Here is a 16,231-nt window from a genome sequence, read left to right as displayed (position 1 = left end):
TTACACATCCAGATAGGTTGAGAGCCAGTCGGGCACGCGCTGTTCCAGCCACATTTTCGGTTTAAGCAAGGTGCCGCCGACAAAGCCGACGTGGCCGCCTTGCTGCGTCAGCTGATACTGAATGGAAGCTGACAGCTGGTCAGGTTGCGGGATCACGGCATCGGTCATAAAGGGATCGTCTTGCGCATGAATGATCAGCAGCGGTTTGCGCACGCCGGTGAGCAGCGGCATCGCGCTGGCTCGTTGATAATAGTCGTTGGCGTCGATAAAACCGTGCGCACGTGCGGTTATCGCATCATCAAACTCGCGTAAGCGGCGGAAAGCGCGTAGCTGGCTGAGATCGACCGGCAGCGTGCCGGGCCAGGCGCGCAGTTTGCGCGTGGCGTTCTTTTTCAGCTGCGTCAGCAAATAGTGCTGATAGAAGCGCGAGAAGCCAACGTCCAGCTTGCCGCTGCACGGCTCCAGCGCCAGCGGCGCCGAGATGGCGATGGCGGCATCAATCGGCACATCGTGACCTTGCTGACCGAGCAGGCAAGCCAGCATGTTGCCGCCCAGCGAAACGCCGACAGCGGCGGTCGGTACGCTGCCCCATTCGCGTTGCAGCCAGTTAAGGAAGTAGGTGGCGTCTTCAGTTTCACCGGAGTGATAGATGCGCTTTAAGCGATTAGGCTCGCCGCTGCAGCCGCGAAAGTGCATCACCACCGCCAGCCAGCCGCGCGCCTGACACGCCTGCATCAGGCCGTGCGCATACGGGCTGCGAAAGCTGCCTTCCAGGCCGTGAAACATCACCATGCGCGGTTTATGACGCGCCTGCGCCGGATCTTCACTCCACGCTAAATCGACAAAATCGCCGTCCGGCAGGTCAAGACGCTGCCAGTGCGGACGCAACGTGACGCGGCGGCGCAGAATGCGCGGCAACAGCGTTTGTAGATGCGCGTTACTGAATCCGCGCAGTGGTTTAAAGCGCTCGCCGCTGGGGCGATCAAAATAGCTTGGGTAAAGGCTTGTCTGATGCATAAGTCGCTGATAGCTTCGATGGGTTGTTCGCTTTACTGGGTGAGGAGCACCCGAATATACATGGAACTGAGTCTTTTTTTATCAATGTTAGGTTTTCTTTGGGTCGCGGCCATCACGCCCGGGCCCAATAATATGTTACTTACCGCCTCGGGTGCTAATTTTGGCTTCCTGCGCACTATACCGCTGCTCATTGGTATCATGATTGGTATGCAAGTCATGTTGCTGATGGTGGCATTTGGTATCGGCGGTCTCATCCTGCTTTATCCTTCGCTGCATCTGATCCTGAAGATTGCCGGTAGCCTTTATCTGCTGTGGCTGGCGTGGAAAATCGCCAGCGCCGAGTATGAAAAGCTGGAAACCGATGATGTGACGGTAAAGCAAATGCCGTTCTGGCAAGGCGGCTTGCTGCAGCTAATCAACCCGAAAGCCTGGCTTATGGCGCTCGGTGCGGTGGCCAGCTTCAGCCTGGCGGGCAGCGAATATCTGCATTCGGTGCTGGCGATCAGCCTCGGCATGTTCATGGTAAATGTGATTTCCGGGGTGATCTGGATGGGCTTTGGCTCGCTGATTGGACGTCTGCTGCGAAGCCCACGCGCGTGGAAAATGTTCAATCTGGCGATGGGCTTGCTCACCGCTGCGTGCGTATTGCTGATTTGGCGCTGAGTTAACTGGAAGCGCGTTCAACGCGCTTCCACGGCAACACTTCATGGACCACCGACGAGTTGGGCTGGCGGATACGTTGCAGCAGCAGCTGTACGCTACGCACGCCCATGCGATTCATCGGCTGCTCAATCGTCGTCAGCGGTGGATTCAGGCTGCTGGTAAAGTTGATGCCATCAAATCCAACCACCGCTAAATCTTCCGGCACGCGCAAGCCCGCTTCCAGCGCTGCGTGTATTACGCCAACCGCCAGAACATCCGACACTGCAAACACCGCATCTGGTCGTTCCGGCTGCTTCAGCAATTCGCGCAAGGCCGCACTGCCCGACTCGCAGGTGACATTCTCGGCGTAGGCCACACCGCACCAGCTGAGCTCGAGTTGCTCCAGCGCCGCGCGATATCCCTCTTCACGCTTATGCGAATAGAGGTAGCGCATATCACAGTTGACCAGCGCAATACGGCGTCGGCCTTTGCTCGCCAGATAACGCACGGTTTCGAAAGCCGCTTCTTTATTATCAATCGCCACGCTTGAGGCGGCGATCGCCGGATCGTATTCGGCGCACTGCACCCAAGGCGCATCGCCAATCAATTCCTTTAGCTCCTGCAAACTGCTGGCGGCATCCATGGTGATCACGCCGTCGACCACTTTGCCGGTGAGCAGGGCGATGTAGGCCGCTTCGCGCCGCAGCTGCGATCCCGAGTTACACAGCAGAATATGGTAACCCTGCGCTTCCGCTTCGGCTTCAATGCCTTGAACCACGCGTGAGCAGAACGGATTGGTGATGTCAGGGATCAGCACTAACAACATATGGCTTTGCGAGGTGCGTAGCTGGCGCGCCAGTAAGTTGGGTTGATAGTCGCAGATGTCGATGGCCGCCAGCACTTTGGCGCGCGTGTCCGGGCGCACGCCGGGATTCTGGTTCAAAACCCGTGAAACGGTGGCTTTGGACACGCCAGCCAGGTGTGCGACTTTCTCAATCGACATGGATTCAGGACCGCTCGTTAAGAGTGAAAAATGAGATGTCTATCAATATCACAGCTGCTATGTGAGCGCGTGACATATTTACCGATTTCCCTTTTCTTTCCATTTGCACTTTCTGCATAGCCTTGCCCGATGTTGATCTAAGAACGGATCGTCATTAGGGATAATTTTTAATTCCTTTATGAAATTACTCTTGCTGGAGAAACTGCGCAGACAAAAACACATTGGGGTGAATGATGATGGCGATGAAAAAAACAATAACGGCAGTCGCAGCGGCTCTGGCCCTGATGGCGTTCCAGGCGCAAGCGGTCAACGTTACCGTGGCGTATCAGACGTCGGCGGAACCGGCCAAAGTGGCGCAGGCGGATAACACCTTTGCCAAAGAGAGCGGTGCTACCGTCGACTGGCGCAAATTTGATAGCGGAGCCAGCGTGTTGCGTGCTCTGGCATCGGGCGACGTCCAGATTGGTAATATCGGTTCCAGCCCGCTGGCGGTCGCCGCTACGCAAAAGCTGCCAATTGAAGCTTTCCTGCTGGCCTCACAGCTCGGTAACTCCGAAGCGCTGGTGGTGAAGAAAACCATCAAAGATCCCAAAGACCTGATTGGCAAGCGCATCGCCGTGCCGTTCATCTCGACTACGCACTACAGCTTCCTCGCTGCGCTCAAGCATTGGGGCATCAAGCCTTCGCAAGTGACCTTAGTCAACCTGCAGCCACCGGCGATTATTGCCGCCTGGAAACGCGGTGATATCGACGGTGCTTACGTCTGGTCTCCGGCGGTAAATGAGCTGGAGAAAGATGGCAAGGTGCTGACGGATTCTTCGCAGGTTGGCAAGTGGGGCGCGCCAACGCTTGATGTGTGGGTGGTGCGTAAAGACTTCGCGCAGCAGCATCCAGAAATCGTCACCGCCTTTGCCCGCAGCGCGGTTGAAGCGCAGCAAGCTTACATTGCCAATCCGGATCAATGGCTGAAGCAGTCAGACAATCTGAGCAAGCTGGCGCGCCTAAGCGGTGTACCCGAAGCGGATGTGCCGGTGCTGGTGAAAGGCAACACCTATCTCACCGCGCAGCAACAGGTGGAGCAGCTCGGCAAGCCGGTGAACAAGGCGATTGTCGATACCGCCGGCTTCCTGAAAGAGCAGGGCAAAGTGCCAGAAGCGGATAGCGATTACAGCAGCTTCGTTACCACGCGCTTCGTTGCACCCTTAGCGAAATAACCGGAGGCCGTATGCTTAACATCACCAATCTCAATGCGCGTTACGCCGGACAACCCGCGCTGCAGGACATTAACCTGCAGCTGGGCAGCCGAGACCTGCTGGTGGTGTTAGGCCCTTCCGGCTGTGGCAAAACCACGCTGCTGAACCTCATCGCCGGCTTTCTGCCGCTGGAATCCGGCAGCATTACGCTGGATGGCAAAAAGGTAGAAGGGCCGGGCGCGGAGCGCGGCGTGGTGTTTCAGAATGAAGGCTTGCTGCCGTGGCGCAACGTGATTGATAACGTGTCGTTCGGCTTGCAACTGGCGGGGATGGCGAAGGCGGAGCGCCATACCATTGCACGCCGTTTGATCCGCAAAGTAGGACTGGAAGGTGCAGAAAAGCGTTTTATCTGGCAGCTCTCTGGGGGTCAACGTCAGCGCGTGGGCATTGCGCGTGCGCTGGCGGCTGATCCTCAGTTGCTGCTGTTAGATGAGCCGTTCGGTGCGCTGGACGCCTTTACCCGCGAACAGATGCAAACCCTGCTGCTAACGCTGTGGCGTGATACCGGCAAACAGATTCTGCTCATCACTCACGACATCGAAGAAGCGGTGTTCCTTGCCAGTGAACTGGTGCTGCTGTCGCCGGGACCAGGCCGCGTGGTCGAGCGTTTGAAACTCGACTTCGGCCAGCGCTTCGCCGCCGGGGAACCTTGCCGCCGCATCAAATCCGATCCGGCGTTTATCGAACGTCGTGAATATGTCCTGAATCAGGTGTTTTCCCAGCGAGAGGCGTTTATATGAGTGCGGTGATTGATGAGAAAACCCAAACGCGTCGTCGCGGATTGCGCTGGCCATTCTCGCGCCAGTTCTCACTCAGCCTGCTCAGCGTTGGTCTGTTGCTGCTGTTGTGGTGGGCGATAACCGCGCTCGGCTTAGTGGCGCCGCTGTTTTTACCGCCGCCGCAAGTGGTGCTGCAGAAGCTGATCTTGATTGCCAGCCCGCAAGGCTTTATGGACGCCACGCTTTGGCAGCACTTGGGCGCGAGCCTGGCGCGTATGCTGGTGGCACTGTTCTTTGCCGCGCTGATTGGCATTCCGGTCGGGATTGCCATGGGCCTGAGCCCGGCGATTCGCGGCCTGCTTGATCCGCTGATCGAACTCTATCGCCCGGTGCCGCCGTTAGCCTATTTGCCGCTGATGGTGATTTGGTTTGGCATCGGCGAAACCTCGAAGATTTTACTGATTTATCTGGCGATTTTCGCGCCGGTGACCTTATCGACGCTGGCGGGCGTGAAGAATGCCCAGCAGGTACGGATTCGCGCGGCACAGGCGTTGGGCGCATCACGCTGGCAGCTGCTGCGCTACGTGATTCTGCCTGGCGCGCTGCCGGAAATCCTCACCGGCTTGCGCATTGGTCTCGGCGTAGGTTGGTCAACGCTGGTGGCGGCGGAATTGATTGCCGCTACGCGTGGACTCGGCTTTATGGTGCAGTCGGCGGGTGAGTTCCTCGCCACCGACGTGGTGCTGGCCGGTATCGCCGTGATTGCCCTGATTGCTTTTGGCTTAGAACTGGGTCTGCGCGCCTTGCAGCGCCGACTTACGCCCTGGAATGGAGAACAGCAATGAACGAACGACTTTCTTTTACCGCTCTGGGCCCGAATATCGGGGCGCAGGTTAGCGATGTCGATCTCAGCCGTCCGCTGAGTGATGCCCAGTTTGAACAGCTTTATCATGGCCTGCTGCGCCATCAGGTGCTGTTCCTGCGCAACCAGGTGATTACCCCGGAACAGCAGCGCGCGCTGGCGATTCGCTTTGGCGATCTGCATATCCATCCGGTCTATCCGCATGCGGAAGGCGTGGAGGAGATCATCGTGCTGGATACCCATCAGGATAATCCGCCGGATAATGACAACTGGCACACCGATGTCACCTTTATTCAAACGCCACCGGCGATTGCGATTCTGGCTTCCAAGCTGTTGCCGGAAAGCGGCGGCGATACCTTGTGGTCAACCGGCATTGCGGCCTATGAAGCGCTGTCTGAGCCATTTAAGACGCTGTTGAATGGGTTGCAGGCGGAGCATGACTTTAAGAAGTCGTTCCAGGAGTACAAATACCGTAAAACCGAGGAAGAGCATCAGCGCTGGCAACAAGCGGTTGCCAAGAATCCGCCGGTGCAGCATCCGGTGATTCGTACGCATCCGGTCAGCGGACGCAAGGCGCTGTTTGTCAACGAAGGTTTTACTACGCGTTTGCTGGGCTTAAGCGAAAAAGAGAGCGATGCGCTGCTTAACTTCCTGTTCTGGCATAGCGCTAAACCGGAGTTCCAGGTGCGCTGGCGCTGGCAGGAGAATGATGTGGCGATCTGGGATAACCGCGTGACGCAGCATTATGCCAATGCGGATTATTATCCGGCGCGGAGAGTAATGCATCGTGCGACGGTGTTGGGGGATAAGCCGTTTTGATTTGGATGGTGCATGCATTCCCCCACCTCGGTCCTCCCCCATAAATGGGGGAGGAAGATGCTGCCACATGTCAGTGATGAAGCTGCATGTGGCAGCGTCTCCTTCCCCCGTTTACGGGGGAAGGCCGGGATGGGGGACAGCGCGCACAATCAACCAGCCAGCATCTGCTCCAGCTGTTCCTGCGCATCCAGCCACGCCATTTCGACCTCTTCCAGCGCGGCTTTACTCTCGGCCTGACGCTGCAGCGCCACGTTCAAGTCGGCTTTGCGGCTCTGATCGTAAATCGCACTGTCGGCTAACTGCGCTTCAGCATCGCTGAGCTGGCTCTGCCACTTCGCCATCTGCTTCTCAAGCTTTTCGATCTCTTTGCGCAGCGGCTGTGTTTGTGCACGCAGTTCGGCGTCGCGGCGTTTCTGGTCTTTACGGGATTGTGCGCTGTTGCCATTATCCTGCTTCGGCGCGGCATCCTGTTGCGCTTGCTGCTTCTGCAGATCGCTCAGCCACTGCTGATAATCTTCCAGATCGCCCTCAAACACATCGACCTTGCCGTCGTGCACCAGATAGAGATCGTCAGTGGTGGCGCGCAGCAGATGACGATCGTGCGAGACCACCACCAACGCGCCTTCGAAATCAATCAGCGCTTCGGTCAGCGCCTGACGCATATCGAGATCGAGGTGGTTAGTCGGTTCATCAAGCAGCAGCAGATTCGGACGCTGCCAGACAATCAATGCCAGCACCAGACGCGCTTTTTCGCCGCCGGAGAAACGTTCGGTGATTTCGCTGACTTTATCGCCCTGGAAGCCGAAGCCGCCAAGATAGTCGCGCAGCTGCTGCTCAAGCACTTTCGGCGCGATGCGTGATAAATGCTGCAACGGTGATTCATCGGCGCGCAGATATTCCAGCTGATGCTGGGCGAAGTAACCGAGCTTGATGCCTTTCGCCAGGCCAACTTTGCCATCCAGCGCCTCGAGCTCACCGGCGAGCAGTTTGATTAGCGTCGATTTACCCGCGCCGTTACGGCCCAGCAAGCCAATACGCGAACCCGGCACAAGGTTGAGTTTGATGGCGTCGAGAATGATGCGTTCGCCATAACCGGCGGTGACGCGCTCCATCTTCAATAACGGATTCGGCAAGCTTTCTGGCGCGCGGAAACTGAAGCTGAACGGGTTATCGACGTGCGCCGGCGCAATCAGCTCCATGCGCTCCAGCATTTTAATGCGGCTCTGCGCCTGTTTCGCTTTGGTGGCCTGCGCGCGGAAGCGATCGATATACTTCTGCAGGTGCGCCACTTTTTCCTGCTGGCTCTGGAACAGCGCTTGCTGCTGCGCCAGCTTGGCGACGCGCTGACGTTCGAACGAGCTGTAGTTGCCGGTGTATTCAAACATCGTTTGCTGTTCGATGTGGATGATCTTATCGACCACCGGATCGAGGAAGTCACGGTCGTGCGAAATCAGCACCAGCGTGCCTTCGTAGCTTTTCAGCCAGCGTTCAAGCCAGATCACTGCATCAAGATCGAGGTGGTTGGTCGGTTCATCGAGCAGCAGCAGATCGGAACGGCACACCAGCGCCTGCGCGAGGTTGAGGCGCATGCGCCAGCCACCGGAGAAATCGCTCACCGGCCGCATTAATTGTTCCTGGCTAAAGCCCAAACCGTGCAACAAACTTGAGGCGCGAGCAGGTATGCTCCACGCCTGAATCGCATCCAGCTTGCCGTGCACCAGGGCGATGGCGTTGCCATCGTTGCGCGCATTGGCGTCGGCTAATTCGGATTCAAGCTGACGATATTCACGGTCGCCGTCGATAACATACTCCAGCGCGGGTTTGCTCAGCGCCGGGGTTTCCTGATTGACCCACGCCAACGCCCAGTTGCTCGGGAAGGTGGCGTTACCTGCATCGCTGCTGATTTCGCCCTTCAGCAATGACAGCAGCGTTGATTTGCCGCAACCATTTTTGCCCACTAGACCAACTTTCTGGCCTGGGTTAATGGTGGCTGTTGCGTTATCCAGCAGCACGTTGGTGCCGCGGCGAATTTGTAGTGCTGAAAAGACAATCATAAGCGCCGTATCGTCAGAATATGTTAATTTACCGGCAACATAATTCGAGAAAATTTGTTGCGTCGAGCATGGTAGCGGAATTCCTGTGCCGTGACGACGCTTTGGAGGGGAACGATGTCGCAGCCACCCAAAATATTGCTGCTTTACGCCCATCCGGAATCACAGGATTCGATTGCTAATCGGGTTTTGCTGCAGTCGGCTATGGAACTGGACCACGTCACGGTGCACGATTTATACGCCCACTATCCGGATTTCTTTATTGATATTCACTATGAGCAACAATTGCTGCGCGAACATCAAATCGTTGTATTCCAACATCCACTTTATACCTACAGCTGCCCGGCGCTCCTGAAGGAGTGGCTGGATCGTGTGCTGTCGCGCGGCTTTGCCAGCGGTCCGGATGGCAATGCGCTGGAAGGAAAATACTGGCGCAGCGTGGTGACCACCGGCGAACCGGAAGCGGCGTATCACCATAGCGGCCTGAATCGCTATCCGATGAGTGACATCATGCGTCCGTTTGAGCTGACGGCGCAGATGTGTCGCATGCACTGGATGACGCCGATGGTGATTCACTGGGCACGTCGGCAGGCGCCGGAAGTGATGCGTAATTTTGCGCGAGCGTACGGCGACTGGCTGGCTTCACCGCTGCCGCAAGGAGGTGTGTGATGGAAGGCGAAACGTTACTGACGGCGGGCGTCATTTATCTGGTTGCGGCGGTGCTGATTGTGCCGATTGCGGCGCGTCTCGGCATTGGCGCGGTGCTGGGCTATTTGCTGGCCGGTATTGCGATTGGTCCGTGGGGTTTGGGTTTCATCAGCGACGTTGAGGAGATTCTGCACTTCTCCGAACTCGGCGTGGTGTTCCTGATGTTTATCATCGGGCTGGAACTGAACCCGTCGAAACTCTGGGCGCTGCGCCGTTCAATCTTTGGCGTGGGTGCCGCTCAGGTGCTGATCTCCGCCGCCATTCTCGGCGGATTGCTGTGGCTAACCGACTTTAGCTGGCAGGCGGCGGTGATTGGCGGTATTGGCCTGGCGATGTCATCTACGGCGATGGCGCTGCAGCTGATGCGCGATAAAGGCATGAACCGCAGTGAATCGGGACAGCTCGGTTTCTCGGTGTTGCTGTTCCAGGATTTGGCGGTGATCCCTGCGTTGGCGCTGGTTCCACTGCTGGCGGGCGGCGATAGCGGCCACGTTGACTGGTTGAAAGTCGGGATGAAAGTGCTGGCGTTCGGCGGGATGCTGATTGGTGGTCGTTATCTGCTGCGCCCGATTCTGCGCTTTATTGCCGCATCCGGTGTACGCGAAGTGTTTACTGCCGCGTCGCTGCTGCTGGTGCTGGGTTCGGCGCTGTTTATGGACGCGCTCGGCCTGTCGATGGCGCTCGGTACTTTTATCGCCGGTATTCTGTTGGCGGAAAGTGAATATCGTCACGAGTTGGAAGTGGCCATCGAACCGTTCAAAGGCTTGCTGTTGGGCTTGTTCTTTATTTCGGTTGGCATGGCGCTGAATCTCGGCGTGCTTTATACCCACATCACTGAAATTTTGTTGGGCGTGCTGATTCTGGTGACGGTGAAAACGCTGGTGCTGTATGTGCTGGGGCGCATTTATGGCCTGCGCAGTTCAGAGCGCCAGCAGTTTGCCGGTGTGTTAAGTCAGGGCGGCGAATTTGCTTTTGTGCTGTTCTCGGCGGCGTCTTCGGCCAAAATGTTCAGCGGCGACCAAATGCCGCTGCTGCTGGTGACGGTGACGCTGTCGATGATGACCACGCCGCTGTTGATGAATGGCATCGACCGTTTACTGGCGCATCGTTTTAATGAACCCGATGAAAATGCCGAGAAGCACTTTGTCGAAGACGATCAACCGCAGGTCATTGTGGTGGGCTTTGGTCGTTTTGGTCAGGTGGTTGGCCGTTTGCTGATGGCGAACAACAAACGCATTACGGTGCTGGAGCGTGACATCTCTGCAGTGAGCCTGATGCGTAAATATGGCTATAAGGTTTACTATGGCGACGCCACCGAGCTGGAGCTGCTGCGTGCAGCGGGCGCGGAGAATGCGCAATCCATCGTCATTACCTGTAACGATCCGGAAGATTCGATGACCATCGTGCAGCTGTGTCAGCAGCATTTCCCGCAGCTGGAAATCCTGGCGCGCGCGCGTGGACGTGTTGAGGCGCATGAACTGTTGCAGGCTGGCGTCACGCTGTTCTCACGTGAGACGTTCTCCAGTGCGCTGGAGCTGGGCCGTAAAACGCTGATCTCGCTGGGTATGCATCCGCATCAGGCGCAGCGCGCACAGCAACATTTCCGTCGTCTGGATATGCGCATGCTGCGTGAACTGGTGCCAAGCCATGATGACAGCGCGCAGGTTTCACGTGTGCGTGAGGCGCGGCGCGAGCTGGAGGATATCTTCCAGCGCGAAATGCAACACGAAAAACGCCAGTTCGACGGCTGGGATGACGAGTAGATCTATACTTACTTAATCCGTTCATTAACGACGGCAGGAAACAGTATGCGTAAACGCTTTATAGCCGGTGCGGTTTGTCCAAAGTGCCAGGCAAAAGATACCTTGGCGTTGTGGCGTGAAAACAACGTTGAAGTGGTGGAATGTGTTCAGTGCGGCCATCAGATGCGTGAAGCTGACAAGCAGGTGCGCGATCAGGTTCGCACTAACGAGCAAGTGATCGGGATTTTTCATCCTGAGTAGCGCAATGGCGCAGCTTTTTTTAAGCTTGAACTTACAGCGGGATTGAATTCCGCTACAATCGGCGCCATTAACGCTGAGCAGTATGCCGCAACACTATTGGCATCCTCAGTCTTGAACCTTTCTGGTTGGTTTATTGCACGCAAAATTGACCAATGGAACGGGATCTTAGTTCTCAACGGTTAGGAGATATCATGAAAGTAGCAAAAGACCTGGTGGTGAGCCTGGCGTATCAGGTTCGTACCGAAGACGGTGTGTTGGTTGACGAGTCACCGGTGAGTGCACCGTTGGACTATCTGCACGGTCATGGTTCCCTGATTTCTGGTCTGGAAAAAGCGCTGGAAAATCATGATGTAGGCGATAAGTTTGACGTGCATATCCCGGCGAATGACGCTTACGGTCAATACGATGACAACCTCGTACAGCGCGTACCTAAAGACGTGTTTATGGGCGTTGATGAACTGCAGGTTGGCATGCGCTTCCTGGCAGAAACCGATCAAGGTCCAGTACCGGTTGAAATCACCGAAGTTGAAGATGAGCACGTAGTGGTTGATGGTAACCACATGCTGGCGGGTCAGAACCTGAACTTCAACGTGGAAGTTGTGGCGATTCGCGCAGCGACCGAAGAAGAGCTGGCGCACGGTCATGTGCATGGCGCTGATGGGCATCATCACGATCATGACCACGACCATGGTCACGATCACGGCCAGGGCGGTTGTGGCACTGGCGGTTGCGGCTGCAGCCACTAATCAGTGTTACGCTGGCGAGGCCACCTTCGGGTGGCCTTTTCTTTTAGTAATGTGGCGGCGGCGTTTCTTCTGATTGCGAGGCAATCATCGACGGCGCGCTATCTTTCACTTTATCGATTAACAGACGGACCTGCTCACGCAGTCTGATCATCTCCAGCTCATGCTGAACCACCGTTTGATTGAGCTGATCGATGGTGTATTCCTGAAAAGCCAGCTTGCTCTCCAGCGCCTCAAGGCGTTGTTCCCATTCTGTTGGTTGCATGATCTTTCCTCATCTTGCGGTGCTGCGCGTTAGTCTGTTTCGGGCGTGATTCTACGGCCTTTCACTTCAGAATCACCTGATATTTTACCTTTCCGCGTCATGCTGCATTGAAACGGCGCATAACGCCTATATCTCTGATGAAACTTCCTGAAGCAAAAAAGGTCGGAGGTTGAACGGGTAATTACATTGTGGGAGTGTTCGCCGCTGCCACGTAAAGTTATAGTGTGGGCCTCAGTCCGCAATGATTCCCGAGGTTAGAGGCTTCGGTTTTGGAGAAAGGATGAATTCACTGTTTAAAGTCACATTGTTAGCTACCACCATGGCCTTCGCGCTGAATGCACCGCTGGCAATGGCAGCAGAAACCGCCGCTGCTCCAGCAGACGCCGCTCAGGCTGCGCCGCAAGCACCGAAAAATGCTGCCTTCAAAAACGAAGACCAGCAATCAGCCTATGCACTTGGCGCGTCCCTTGGTCGCTACATGGACAACTCTCTGAAGGAACAAGAGAAGCTGGGCATCAAACTGGATAAAGATCAGTTGATCGCGGGTGTTCAGGACGCCTTTGGCGGCAAGAGCAAACTTTCTGATCAAGAGATCGAGCAAACCCTGCAGGCCTTTGAAGGCCGCGTGAAAGGTGCAGCTCAGGCGAAGATGGAAAAAGACGCGAAAGAGAACTCCGATAAGGGCTCTGCTTACGCTGACAAGTTCGCCAAAGAAAAAGGCGTGAAGAAAACTGAATCTGGCCTGCTGTATCAGGTAGAGAAAGAAGGTACTGGCGATGTGCCTAAAGACAGCGACACTGTGGTTGTGAACTACAAAGGTACGCTGATCGACGGTACTGAGTTCGATAACTCGTATACTCGTGGCGAGCCGCTGTCGTTCCGTCTGGACGGTGTGATTCCTGGCTGGACTGAAGGTCTGAAGCACGTGAAGAAAGGCGGCAAGATCAAGCTGGTGATCCCACCGAACCTGGCTTACGGCAAAAATGGCGTTCCGGGTATTCCGGCTAACTCCACGCTGGTGTTCGATGTTGAACTGCTCGACATCAAACCCGCGCCGAAAGCGGATGAAAAAGCGCAAGCTCCAGTCGCTGGCGATCAGAAAGCGCAGTAATCTGAACTTTCTGCACCACGCCGCCTACGGGCGGCGTTTTTATTTCGGAGATAGAGGTAAAGGTCTGGCTAAAGACCATGACATTTGCCAGACTAACGCCTGCTTAACTATCACCACATGAGTCTGCCCCAATGCTGTCGAGACAGGCTCCAGCCATTTAGGGTAATGTCTTCGATGTCTAATCCATTCAATCCCGGCGAACTGACTGACTTCGATTTACTGGAGCAACGTCCGTTCGAGCAAGCAGACTACGATATCCTCAAATCATACGAAGCCGTTGTCGATGGCCTGGCGATGCTGATTGGCTCGCACTGCGAAATCGTGTTGCACTCGCTGGAAGATTTGAAGTGTTCTGCGGTGCGTATCGCCAACGGTGAACATACCGGGCGTAAAGTGGGTTCGCCGATTACCGATTTGGCCCTGCGTATGCTGCACGATATGCACGGTGCAGATAGCAATGTCTCCAGAGCCTACTTCACGCGCGCGAAAAGCGGCGTGCTGATGAAATCGGTCACTATCGCGATTCGTAATCGTCAGCAGCGCGTCATTGGCTTGCTGTGCATCAATATGAACCTCGACGTTCCATTCTCGCAAATTATGTCGACCTTTATGCCGCCGGAAATGCAGCAGGTGGATTCCAACGTCAACTTTGCCAGCTCGGTGGAAGACCTGGTGATGCAGACGCTTGAGTTCGCAATAGAAGAAGTGAGCGCTGACCGTAACGTTTCTAACAATGCCAAGAATCGCCAGATCGTGCTCAATATGTATGAAAAGGGCATCTTCGACATTAAAGACGCGATTAACCAGGTGGCTGACCGCCTCAATATCTCCAAGCACACGGTTTACCTCTACATTCGCCAGTTTAAAAGCGGTGATTTTCAGGGGCAGGATCGCTAATGCGCTACACCTTGCTGGTCACCGGACCGGCATACGGCACGCAACATGCCAGTAGCGCGCTGCTGTTTGCGCGTGCGTTAGTCAAGGCCGGACATCAGCTGGAAAGCGTGTTCTTCTATCGTGAAGGCGTGTTGAACGCCAACCAACTGAGCGCGCCGGCCAGCGATGAAGTGGATATGGTGCGTGAATGGCAGCAACTGCGCGCTGAAAGTGGCGCCGCGTTGAATATCTGCGTGGCCGCAGCACTTCGTCGTGGAGTAACCAACGCGCAGGAAGCCGCGCGCTTACAACTGGCGGGCAGCAATTTACAGCCAGGTTTTGAACTCAGCGGTTTGGGCGCATTGGCTGAAGCCGCGCTCGGCTGCGATCGTCTGGTGCAATTCTAATGAACCGCGTGGCGTTTCTTTTTACTCAGGCACCGCACGGAAGTAGTGCGGGCAGGGAAGGGCTCGATGCGGTACTTGCGACGGGCGCGCTAAGCGAAGATATCGGTCTGTTCTTTATCGGTGATGGCGTGCTGCAGCTCAATCGCGACCAGCAACCCGAGCAGATTCTGGCGCGCAACTACATCGCTACCTTTGGCGTGCTTGCGCTGTACGATATCGACCAGTGTTTTGTCTGCGCCGATTCGCTGCTGGCGCGCGGACAAAGTTTAGCGGCTGAACGTGTGTTGGCTGCTGAGGCGCTGGATGCTGCATCGCTACGTGAGAAGCTGGCTACCTATCATCGTGTTATTCGATTCTGAGAACTGATCATGCTCTACACGTTGCTGCAATCTCCCTGGCAATGCGATATCGATAGCCTGCTGCTTTTATTGCAGGAAGGCGACGATCTGCTTTTATTGCAGGATGGCGTGACTGCCGCTTTGGCCGGTAGCCAGATGTTAACCAGGCTCAGCGCATCGCCGGCTACGCTGTGGGTATTAGAAGAAGATGTGGCGGCGCGCGGCCTGACTGAGCAAATTTCGACCAAGGTAGCACGTTTAGACTATACTGGTTTCGTTGCGTTGACAGCGAAGCACCAACAACAAGTGGCCTGGTAAGAGCGAAAACCTGGTTATTTCTTGACACCCTTTTGACACAGCCCTAAAATTCTGCCTCCTCGTAGTAATACGAGGCGATTTATTACGTGTTTACGAAGCAAAAAGCTAAATCCCAGGAGCTATTTAATGGCAACAGTTAACCAGCTGGTTCGCAAACCACGCGTACGCAAAGTTGCAAAGAGCAACGTGCCTGCGCTGGAAGCTTGCCCGCAGAAACGTGGTGTATGTACTCGTGTGTACACCACTACCCCTAAAAAACCAAACTCAGCACTGCGTAAAGTTTGCCGTGTGCGTTTGACTAACGGTTTTGAAGTTACCTCCTACATCGGCGGTGAAGGTCATAACCTGCAGGAGCACTCAGTGATCCTGATCCGTGGCGGTCGTGTTAAAGACTTGCCAGGTGTGCGTTACCACACCGTTCGTGGCGCGCTGGACTGCTCAGGTGTTAAAGACCGTAAGCAGTCACGCTCCAAATACGGCGTGAAGAAGCCAAAGGCTTAATGGTTCTCCGTTAAGTAAGGCCAAACGTTTTAACTTAAATGTCAAACTAAACTCGTAGAGTTTTGGACAATCCTGAATTAACAACGGAGTATTTCCATGCCACGTCGTCGCGTCATTGGTCAGCGTAAAATTCTGCCGGATCCTAAGTTCGGATCAGAGCTGCTGGCTAAATTTGTAAATATCCTGATGGTAGATGGTAAGAAATCTACTGCTGAATCTATCGTCTATACCGCGCTTGATACCCTGGCTCAACGCGCTGGTAAAGATGGCCTGGAAGCGTTCGAGGTTGCTCTCGAAAACGTACGTCCGACTGTCGAAGTTAAGTCACGTCGCGTTGGTGGTTCTACCTACCAGGTTCCAGTTGAAGTCCGTCCGGTTCGTCGTAATGCCCTGGCAATGCGTTGGATCGTAGAAGCTGCTCGTAAACGCGGTGATAAATCTATGGCTCTCCGCCTGGCGAACGAACTTTCTGATGCTGCAGAGAACAAAGGTACTGCAGTTAAGAAACGTGAAGACGTTCACCGCATGGCTGAAGCCAACAAGGCGTTCGCACACTACCGCTGGTAACAGCAACGTAGTTGTTATAAACCCAGCG

At 55.4% G+C, this 16,231-nt stretch carries 20 protein-coding genes; 16 read left to right on the top strand and 4 right to left on the bottom strand.

The features are described 5' to 3' along the window. Positions 1–1,017, bottom strand: a complete 1,017-nt coding sequence (locus tag ACXIZX_RS17615; protein WP_154157205.1) for a hydrolase — start codon at positions 1,015–1,017, stop codon at positions 1–3. Between the two features lie 60 nt (positions 1,018–1,077). Between ACXIZX_RS17615 and ACXIZX_RS17610 the strand changes: the two genes are divergently transcribed. Beyond that, positions 1,078–1,680: a LysE family translocator gene (locus tag ACXIZX_RS17610; protein ID WP_479404638.1), complete on the top strand. Its 603-nt coding sequence runs from the start codon at positions 1,078–1,080 to the stop codon at positions 1,678–1,680. Position 1,681: 1 nt separating this feature from the next. Here the strand turns inward: ACXIZX_RS17610 and ACXIZX_RS17605 are convergent, their stop codons facing one another. Then, positions 1,682–2,662 (bottom strand): LacI family DNA-binding transcriptional regulator, encoded by a 981-nt coding sequence (locus ACXIZX_RS17605; RefSeq protein WP_061719712.1) that lies wholly within the window; start codon positions 2,660–2,662, stop codon positions 1,682–1,684. A gap of 233 nt (positions 2,663–2,895) precedes the next feature. Here ACXIZX_RS17605 and tauA point away from each other — a divergent pair, with 233 nt between their 5' ends. Genes tauA through tauD form a run of 4 tightly spaced genes read left to right on the top strand, consistent with a single transcriptional unit; the run spans position 2,896 to position 6,315 of the window. Continuing rightward, positions 2,896–3,876, top strand: a complete 981-nt coding sequence (gene tauA, locus ACXIZX_RS17600) for a taurine ABC transporter substrate-binding protein (protein WP_154157204.1) — start codon at positions 2,896–2,898, stop codon at positions 3,874–3,876. Between the two features lie 11 nt (positions 3,877–3,887). Continuing rightward, positions 3,888–4,655, top strand: coding sequence for a taurine ABC transporter ATP-binding subunit (tauB, locus tag ACXIZX_RS17595; protein ID WP_479404637.1), 768 nt, complete (start codon positions 3,888–3,890; stop codon positions 4,653–4,655). Further along, positions 4,652–5,479 (top strand): taurine ABC transporter permease TauC, encoded by an 828-nt coding sequence (tauC, locus tag ACXIZX_RS17590; protein WP_176972683.1) that lies wholly within the window; start codon positions 4,652–4,654, stop codon positions 5,477–5,479. The genes tauB and tauC overlap by 4 nt, the downstream gene beginning before the upstream one ends. Then, positions 5,476–6,315 (top strand): taurine dioxygenase, encoded by an 840-nt coding sequence (tauD, locus tag ACXIZX_RS17585; protein ID WP_154157202.1) that lies wholly within the window; start codon positions 5,476–5,478, stop codon positions 6,313–6,315. The genes tauC and tauD overlap by 4 nt, the downstream gene beginning before the upstream one ends. A gap of 149 nt (positions 6,316–6,464) precedes the next feature. Here the strand turns inward: tauD and ACXIZX_RS17580 are convergent, their stop codons facing one another. After that, complete coding sequence (locus ACXIZX_RS17580; protein ID WP_008101833.1) at positions 6,465–8,369, bottom strand: ABC transporter ATP-binding protein; 1,905 nt, start codon at positions 8,367–8,369, stop codon at positions 6,465–6,467. A gap of 114 nt (positions 8,370–8,483) precedes the next feature. Here ACXIZX_RS17580 and kefG point away from each other — a divergent pair, with 114 nt between their 5' ends. The 4 genes from kefG (at position 8,484) to slyD (ending at position 11,823) form a co-directional block, all read left to right on the top strand. Next, entirely contained in the window at positions 8,484–9,035 is a 552-nt protein-coding gene (gene kefG / locus ACXIZX_RS17575) for a glutathione-regulated potassium-efflux system ancillary protein KefG (protein WP_479404636.1), read from the top strand. Beyond that, positions 9,035–10,837 (top strand): glutathione-regulated potassium-efflux system protein KefB, encoded by a 1,803-nt coding sequence (gene kefB, locus ACXIZX_RS17570; protein ID WP_008101837.1) that lies wholly within the window; start codon positions 9,035–9,037, stop codon positions 10,835–10,837. Before kefG ends, kefB begins: the two co-directional genes overlap by 1 nt. A gap of 45 nt (positions 10,838–10,882) precedes the next feature. After that, positions 10,883–11,077, top strand: coding sequence for a YheV family putative zinc ribbon protein (locus tag ACXIZX_RS17565; RefSeq protein WP_179453208.1), 195 nt, complete (start codon positions 10,883–10,885; stop codon positions 11,075–11,077). Positions 11,078–11,268: 191 nt separating this feature from the next. Continuing rightward, positions 11,269–11,823: a peptidylprolyl isomerase gene (gene slyD, locus ACXIZX_RS17560; protein WP_049851962.1), complete on the top strand. Its 555-nt coding sequence runs from the start codon at positions 11,269–11,271 to the stop codon at positions 11,821–11,823. 43 nt (positions 11,824–11,866) lie between these two features. Here slyD and ACXIZX_RS17555 read toward each other — a convergent pair whose 3' ends face one another. Continuing rightward, positions 11,867–12,085 (bottom strand): protein SlyX, encoded by a 219-nt coding sequence (locus ACXIZX_RS17555; protein ID WP_008102200.1) that lies wholly within the window; start codon positions 12,083–12,085, stop codon positions 11,867–11,869. Between the two features lie 280 nt (positions 12,086–12,365). Between ACXIZX_RS17555 and fkpA the strand changes: the two genes are divergently transcribed. From fkpA to rpsG, 7 genes are all read left to right on the top strand, one after another. Then, positions 12,366–13,196, top strand: coding sequence for an FKBP-type peptidyl-prolyl cis-trans isomerase (gene fkpA / locus ACXIZX_RS17550; RefSeq protein WP_008102198.1), 831 nt, complete (start codon positions 12,366–12,368; stop codon positions 13,194–13,196). Positions 13,197–13,370: 174 nt separating this feature from the next. Further along, positions 13,371–14,093 carry a helix-turn-helix transcriptional regulator gene (locus ACXIZX_RS17545; RefSeq protein ID WP_007886240.1) on the top strand — a complete coding sequence of 241 codons (723 nt, stop codon included), beginning with the start codon at positions 13,371–13,373 and terminating at the stop codon, positions 14,091–14,093. Further along, a complete protein-coding gene (tusD, locus tag ACXIZX_RS17540) occupies positions 14,093–14,479 on the top strand; it encodes a sulfurtransferase complex subunit TusD (RefSeq protein ID WP_179453207.1) in 387 nt (128 codons plus the stop codon). Before ACXIZX_RS17545 ends, tusD begins: the two co-directional genes overlap by 1 nt. After that, complete coding sequence (tusC, locus tag ACXIZX_RS17535; protein WP_179453206.1) at positions 14,479–14,838, top strand: sulfurtransferase complex subunit TusC; 360 nt, start codon at positions 14,479–14,481, stop codon at positions 14,836–14,838. Before tusD ends, tusC begins: the two co-directional genes overlap by 1 nt. Positions 14,839–14,847: 9 nt before the next feature. Beyond that, positions 14,848–15,135 (top strand): sulfurtransferase complex subunit TusB, encoded by a 288-nt coding sequence (tusB, locus tag ACXIZX_RS17530; RefSeq protein WP_061719703.1) that lies wholly within the window; start codon positions 14,848–14,850, stop codon positions 15,133–15,135. 126 nt (positions 15,136–15,261) lie between these two features. Continuing rightward, positions 15,262–15,636, top strand: a complete 375-nt coding sequence (gene rpsL / locus ACXIZX_RS17525; RefSeq protein ID WP_006120575.1) for a 30S ribosomal protein S12 — start codon at positions 15,262–15,264, stop codon at positions 15,634–15,636. A 96-nt stretch (positions 15,637–15,732) separates the two neighbouring features. Further along, entirely contained in the window at positions 15,733–16,203 is a 471-nt protein-coding gene (rpsG, locus tag ACXIZX_RS17520) for a 30S ribosomal protein S7 (protein WP_007886246.1), read from the top strand. Positions 16,204–16,231 lie beyond the last annotated feature (28 nt).

Source organism: Candidatus Pantoea symbiotica (assembly GCF_056491525.1).
This window is presented reverse-complemented; position numbering and strand designations above follow the sequence as displayed.

Bases quoted from the DNA above. Each gene is read 5' to 3' on its own strand.
- tauA (WP_154157204.1), top strand. From the start codon at position 2,896: ATGATGGCGATGAAAAAAACAATAACGGCAGTCGCAGCGGCTCTGGCC.
- kefB (WP_008101837.1), top strand. From the start codon at position 9,035: ATGGAAGGCGAAACGTTACTGACGGCGGGCGTCATTTATCTGGTTGCG.
- ACXIZX_RS17545 (WP_007886240.1), top strand. From the start codon at position 13,371: ATGTCTAATCCATTCAATCCCGGCGAACTGACTGACTTCGATTTACTG.
- tauB (WP_479404637.1), top strand. From the start codon at position 3,888: ATGCTTAACATCACCAATCTCAATGCGCGTTACGCCGGACAACCCGCG.
- tusD (WP_179453207.1), top strand. From the start codon at position 14,093: ATGCGCTACACCTTGCTGGTCACCGGACCGGCATACGGCACGCAACAT.
- fkpA (WP_008102198.1), top strand. From the start codon at position 12,366: ATGAATTCACTGTTTAAAGTCACATTGTTAGCTACCACCATGGCCTTC.
- tusB (WP_061719703.1), top strand. From the start codon at position 14,848: ATGCTCTACACGTTGCTGCAATCTCCCTGGCAATGCGATATCGATAGC.
- tauC (WP_176972683.1), top strand. From the start codon at position 4,652: ATGAGTGCGGTGATTGATGAGAAAACCCAAACGCGTCGTCGCGGATTG.
- ACXIZX_RS17610 (WP_479404638.1), top strand. From the start codon at position 1,078: ATGGAACTGAGTCTTTTTTTATCAATGTTAGGTTTTCTTTGGGTCGCG.
- tauD (WP_154157202.1), top strand. From the start codon at position 5,476: ATGAACGAACGACTTTCTTTTACCGCTCTGGGCCCGAATATCGGGGCG.
- kefG (WP_479404636.1), top strand. From the start codon at position 8,484: ATGTCGCAGCCACCCAAAATATTGCTGCTTTACGCCCATCCGGAATCA.
- ACXIZX_RS17555 (WP_008102200.1), bottom strand. From the start codon at position 12,085: ATGCAACCAACAGAATGGGAACAACGCCTTGAGGCGCTGGAGAGCAAG.
- ACXIZX_RS17605 (WP_061719712.1), bottom strand. From the start codon at position 2,662: ATGTCGATTGAGAAAGTCGCACACCTGGCTGGCGTGTCCAAAGCCACC.
- ACXIZX_RS17580 (WP_008101833.1), bottom strand. From the start codon at position 8,369: ATGATTGTCTTTTCAGCACTACAAATTCGCCGCGGCACCAACGTGCTG.
- slyD (WP_049851962.1), top strand. From the start codon at position 11,269: ATGAAAGTAGCAAAAGACCTGGTGGTGAGCCTGGCGTATCAGGTTCGT.
- rpsL (WP_006120575.1), top strand. From the start codon at position 15,262: ATGGCAACAGTTAACCAGCTGGTTCGCAAACCACGCGTACGCAAAGTT.
- rpsG (WP_007886246.1), top strand. From the start codon at position 15,733: ATGCCACGTCGTCGCGTCATTGGTCAGCGTAAAATTCTGCCGGATCCT.
- ACXIZX_RS17615 (WP_154157205.1), bottom strand. From the start codon at position 1,017: ATGCATCAGACAAGCCTTTACCCAAGCTATTTTGATCGCCCCAGCGGC.
- tusC (WP_179453206.1), top strand. From the start codon at position 14,479: ATGAACCGCGTGGCGTTTCTTTTTACTCAGGCACCGCACGGAAGTAGT.
- ACXIZX_RS17565 (WP_179453208.1), top strand. From the start codon at position 10,883: ATGCGTAAACGCTTTATAGCCGGTGCGGTTTGTCCAAAGTGCCAGGCA.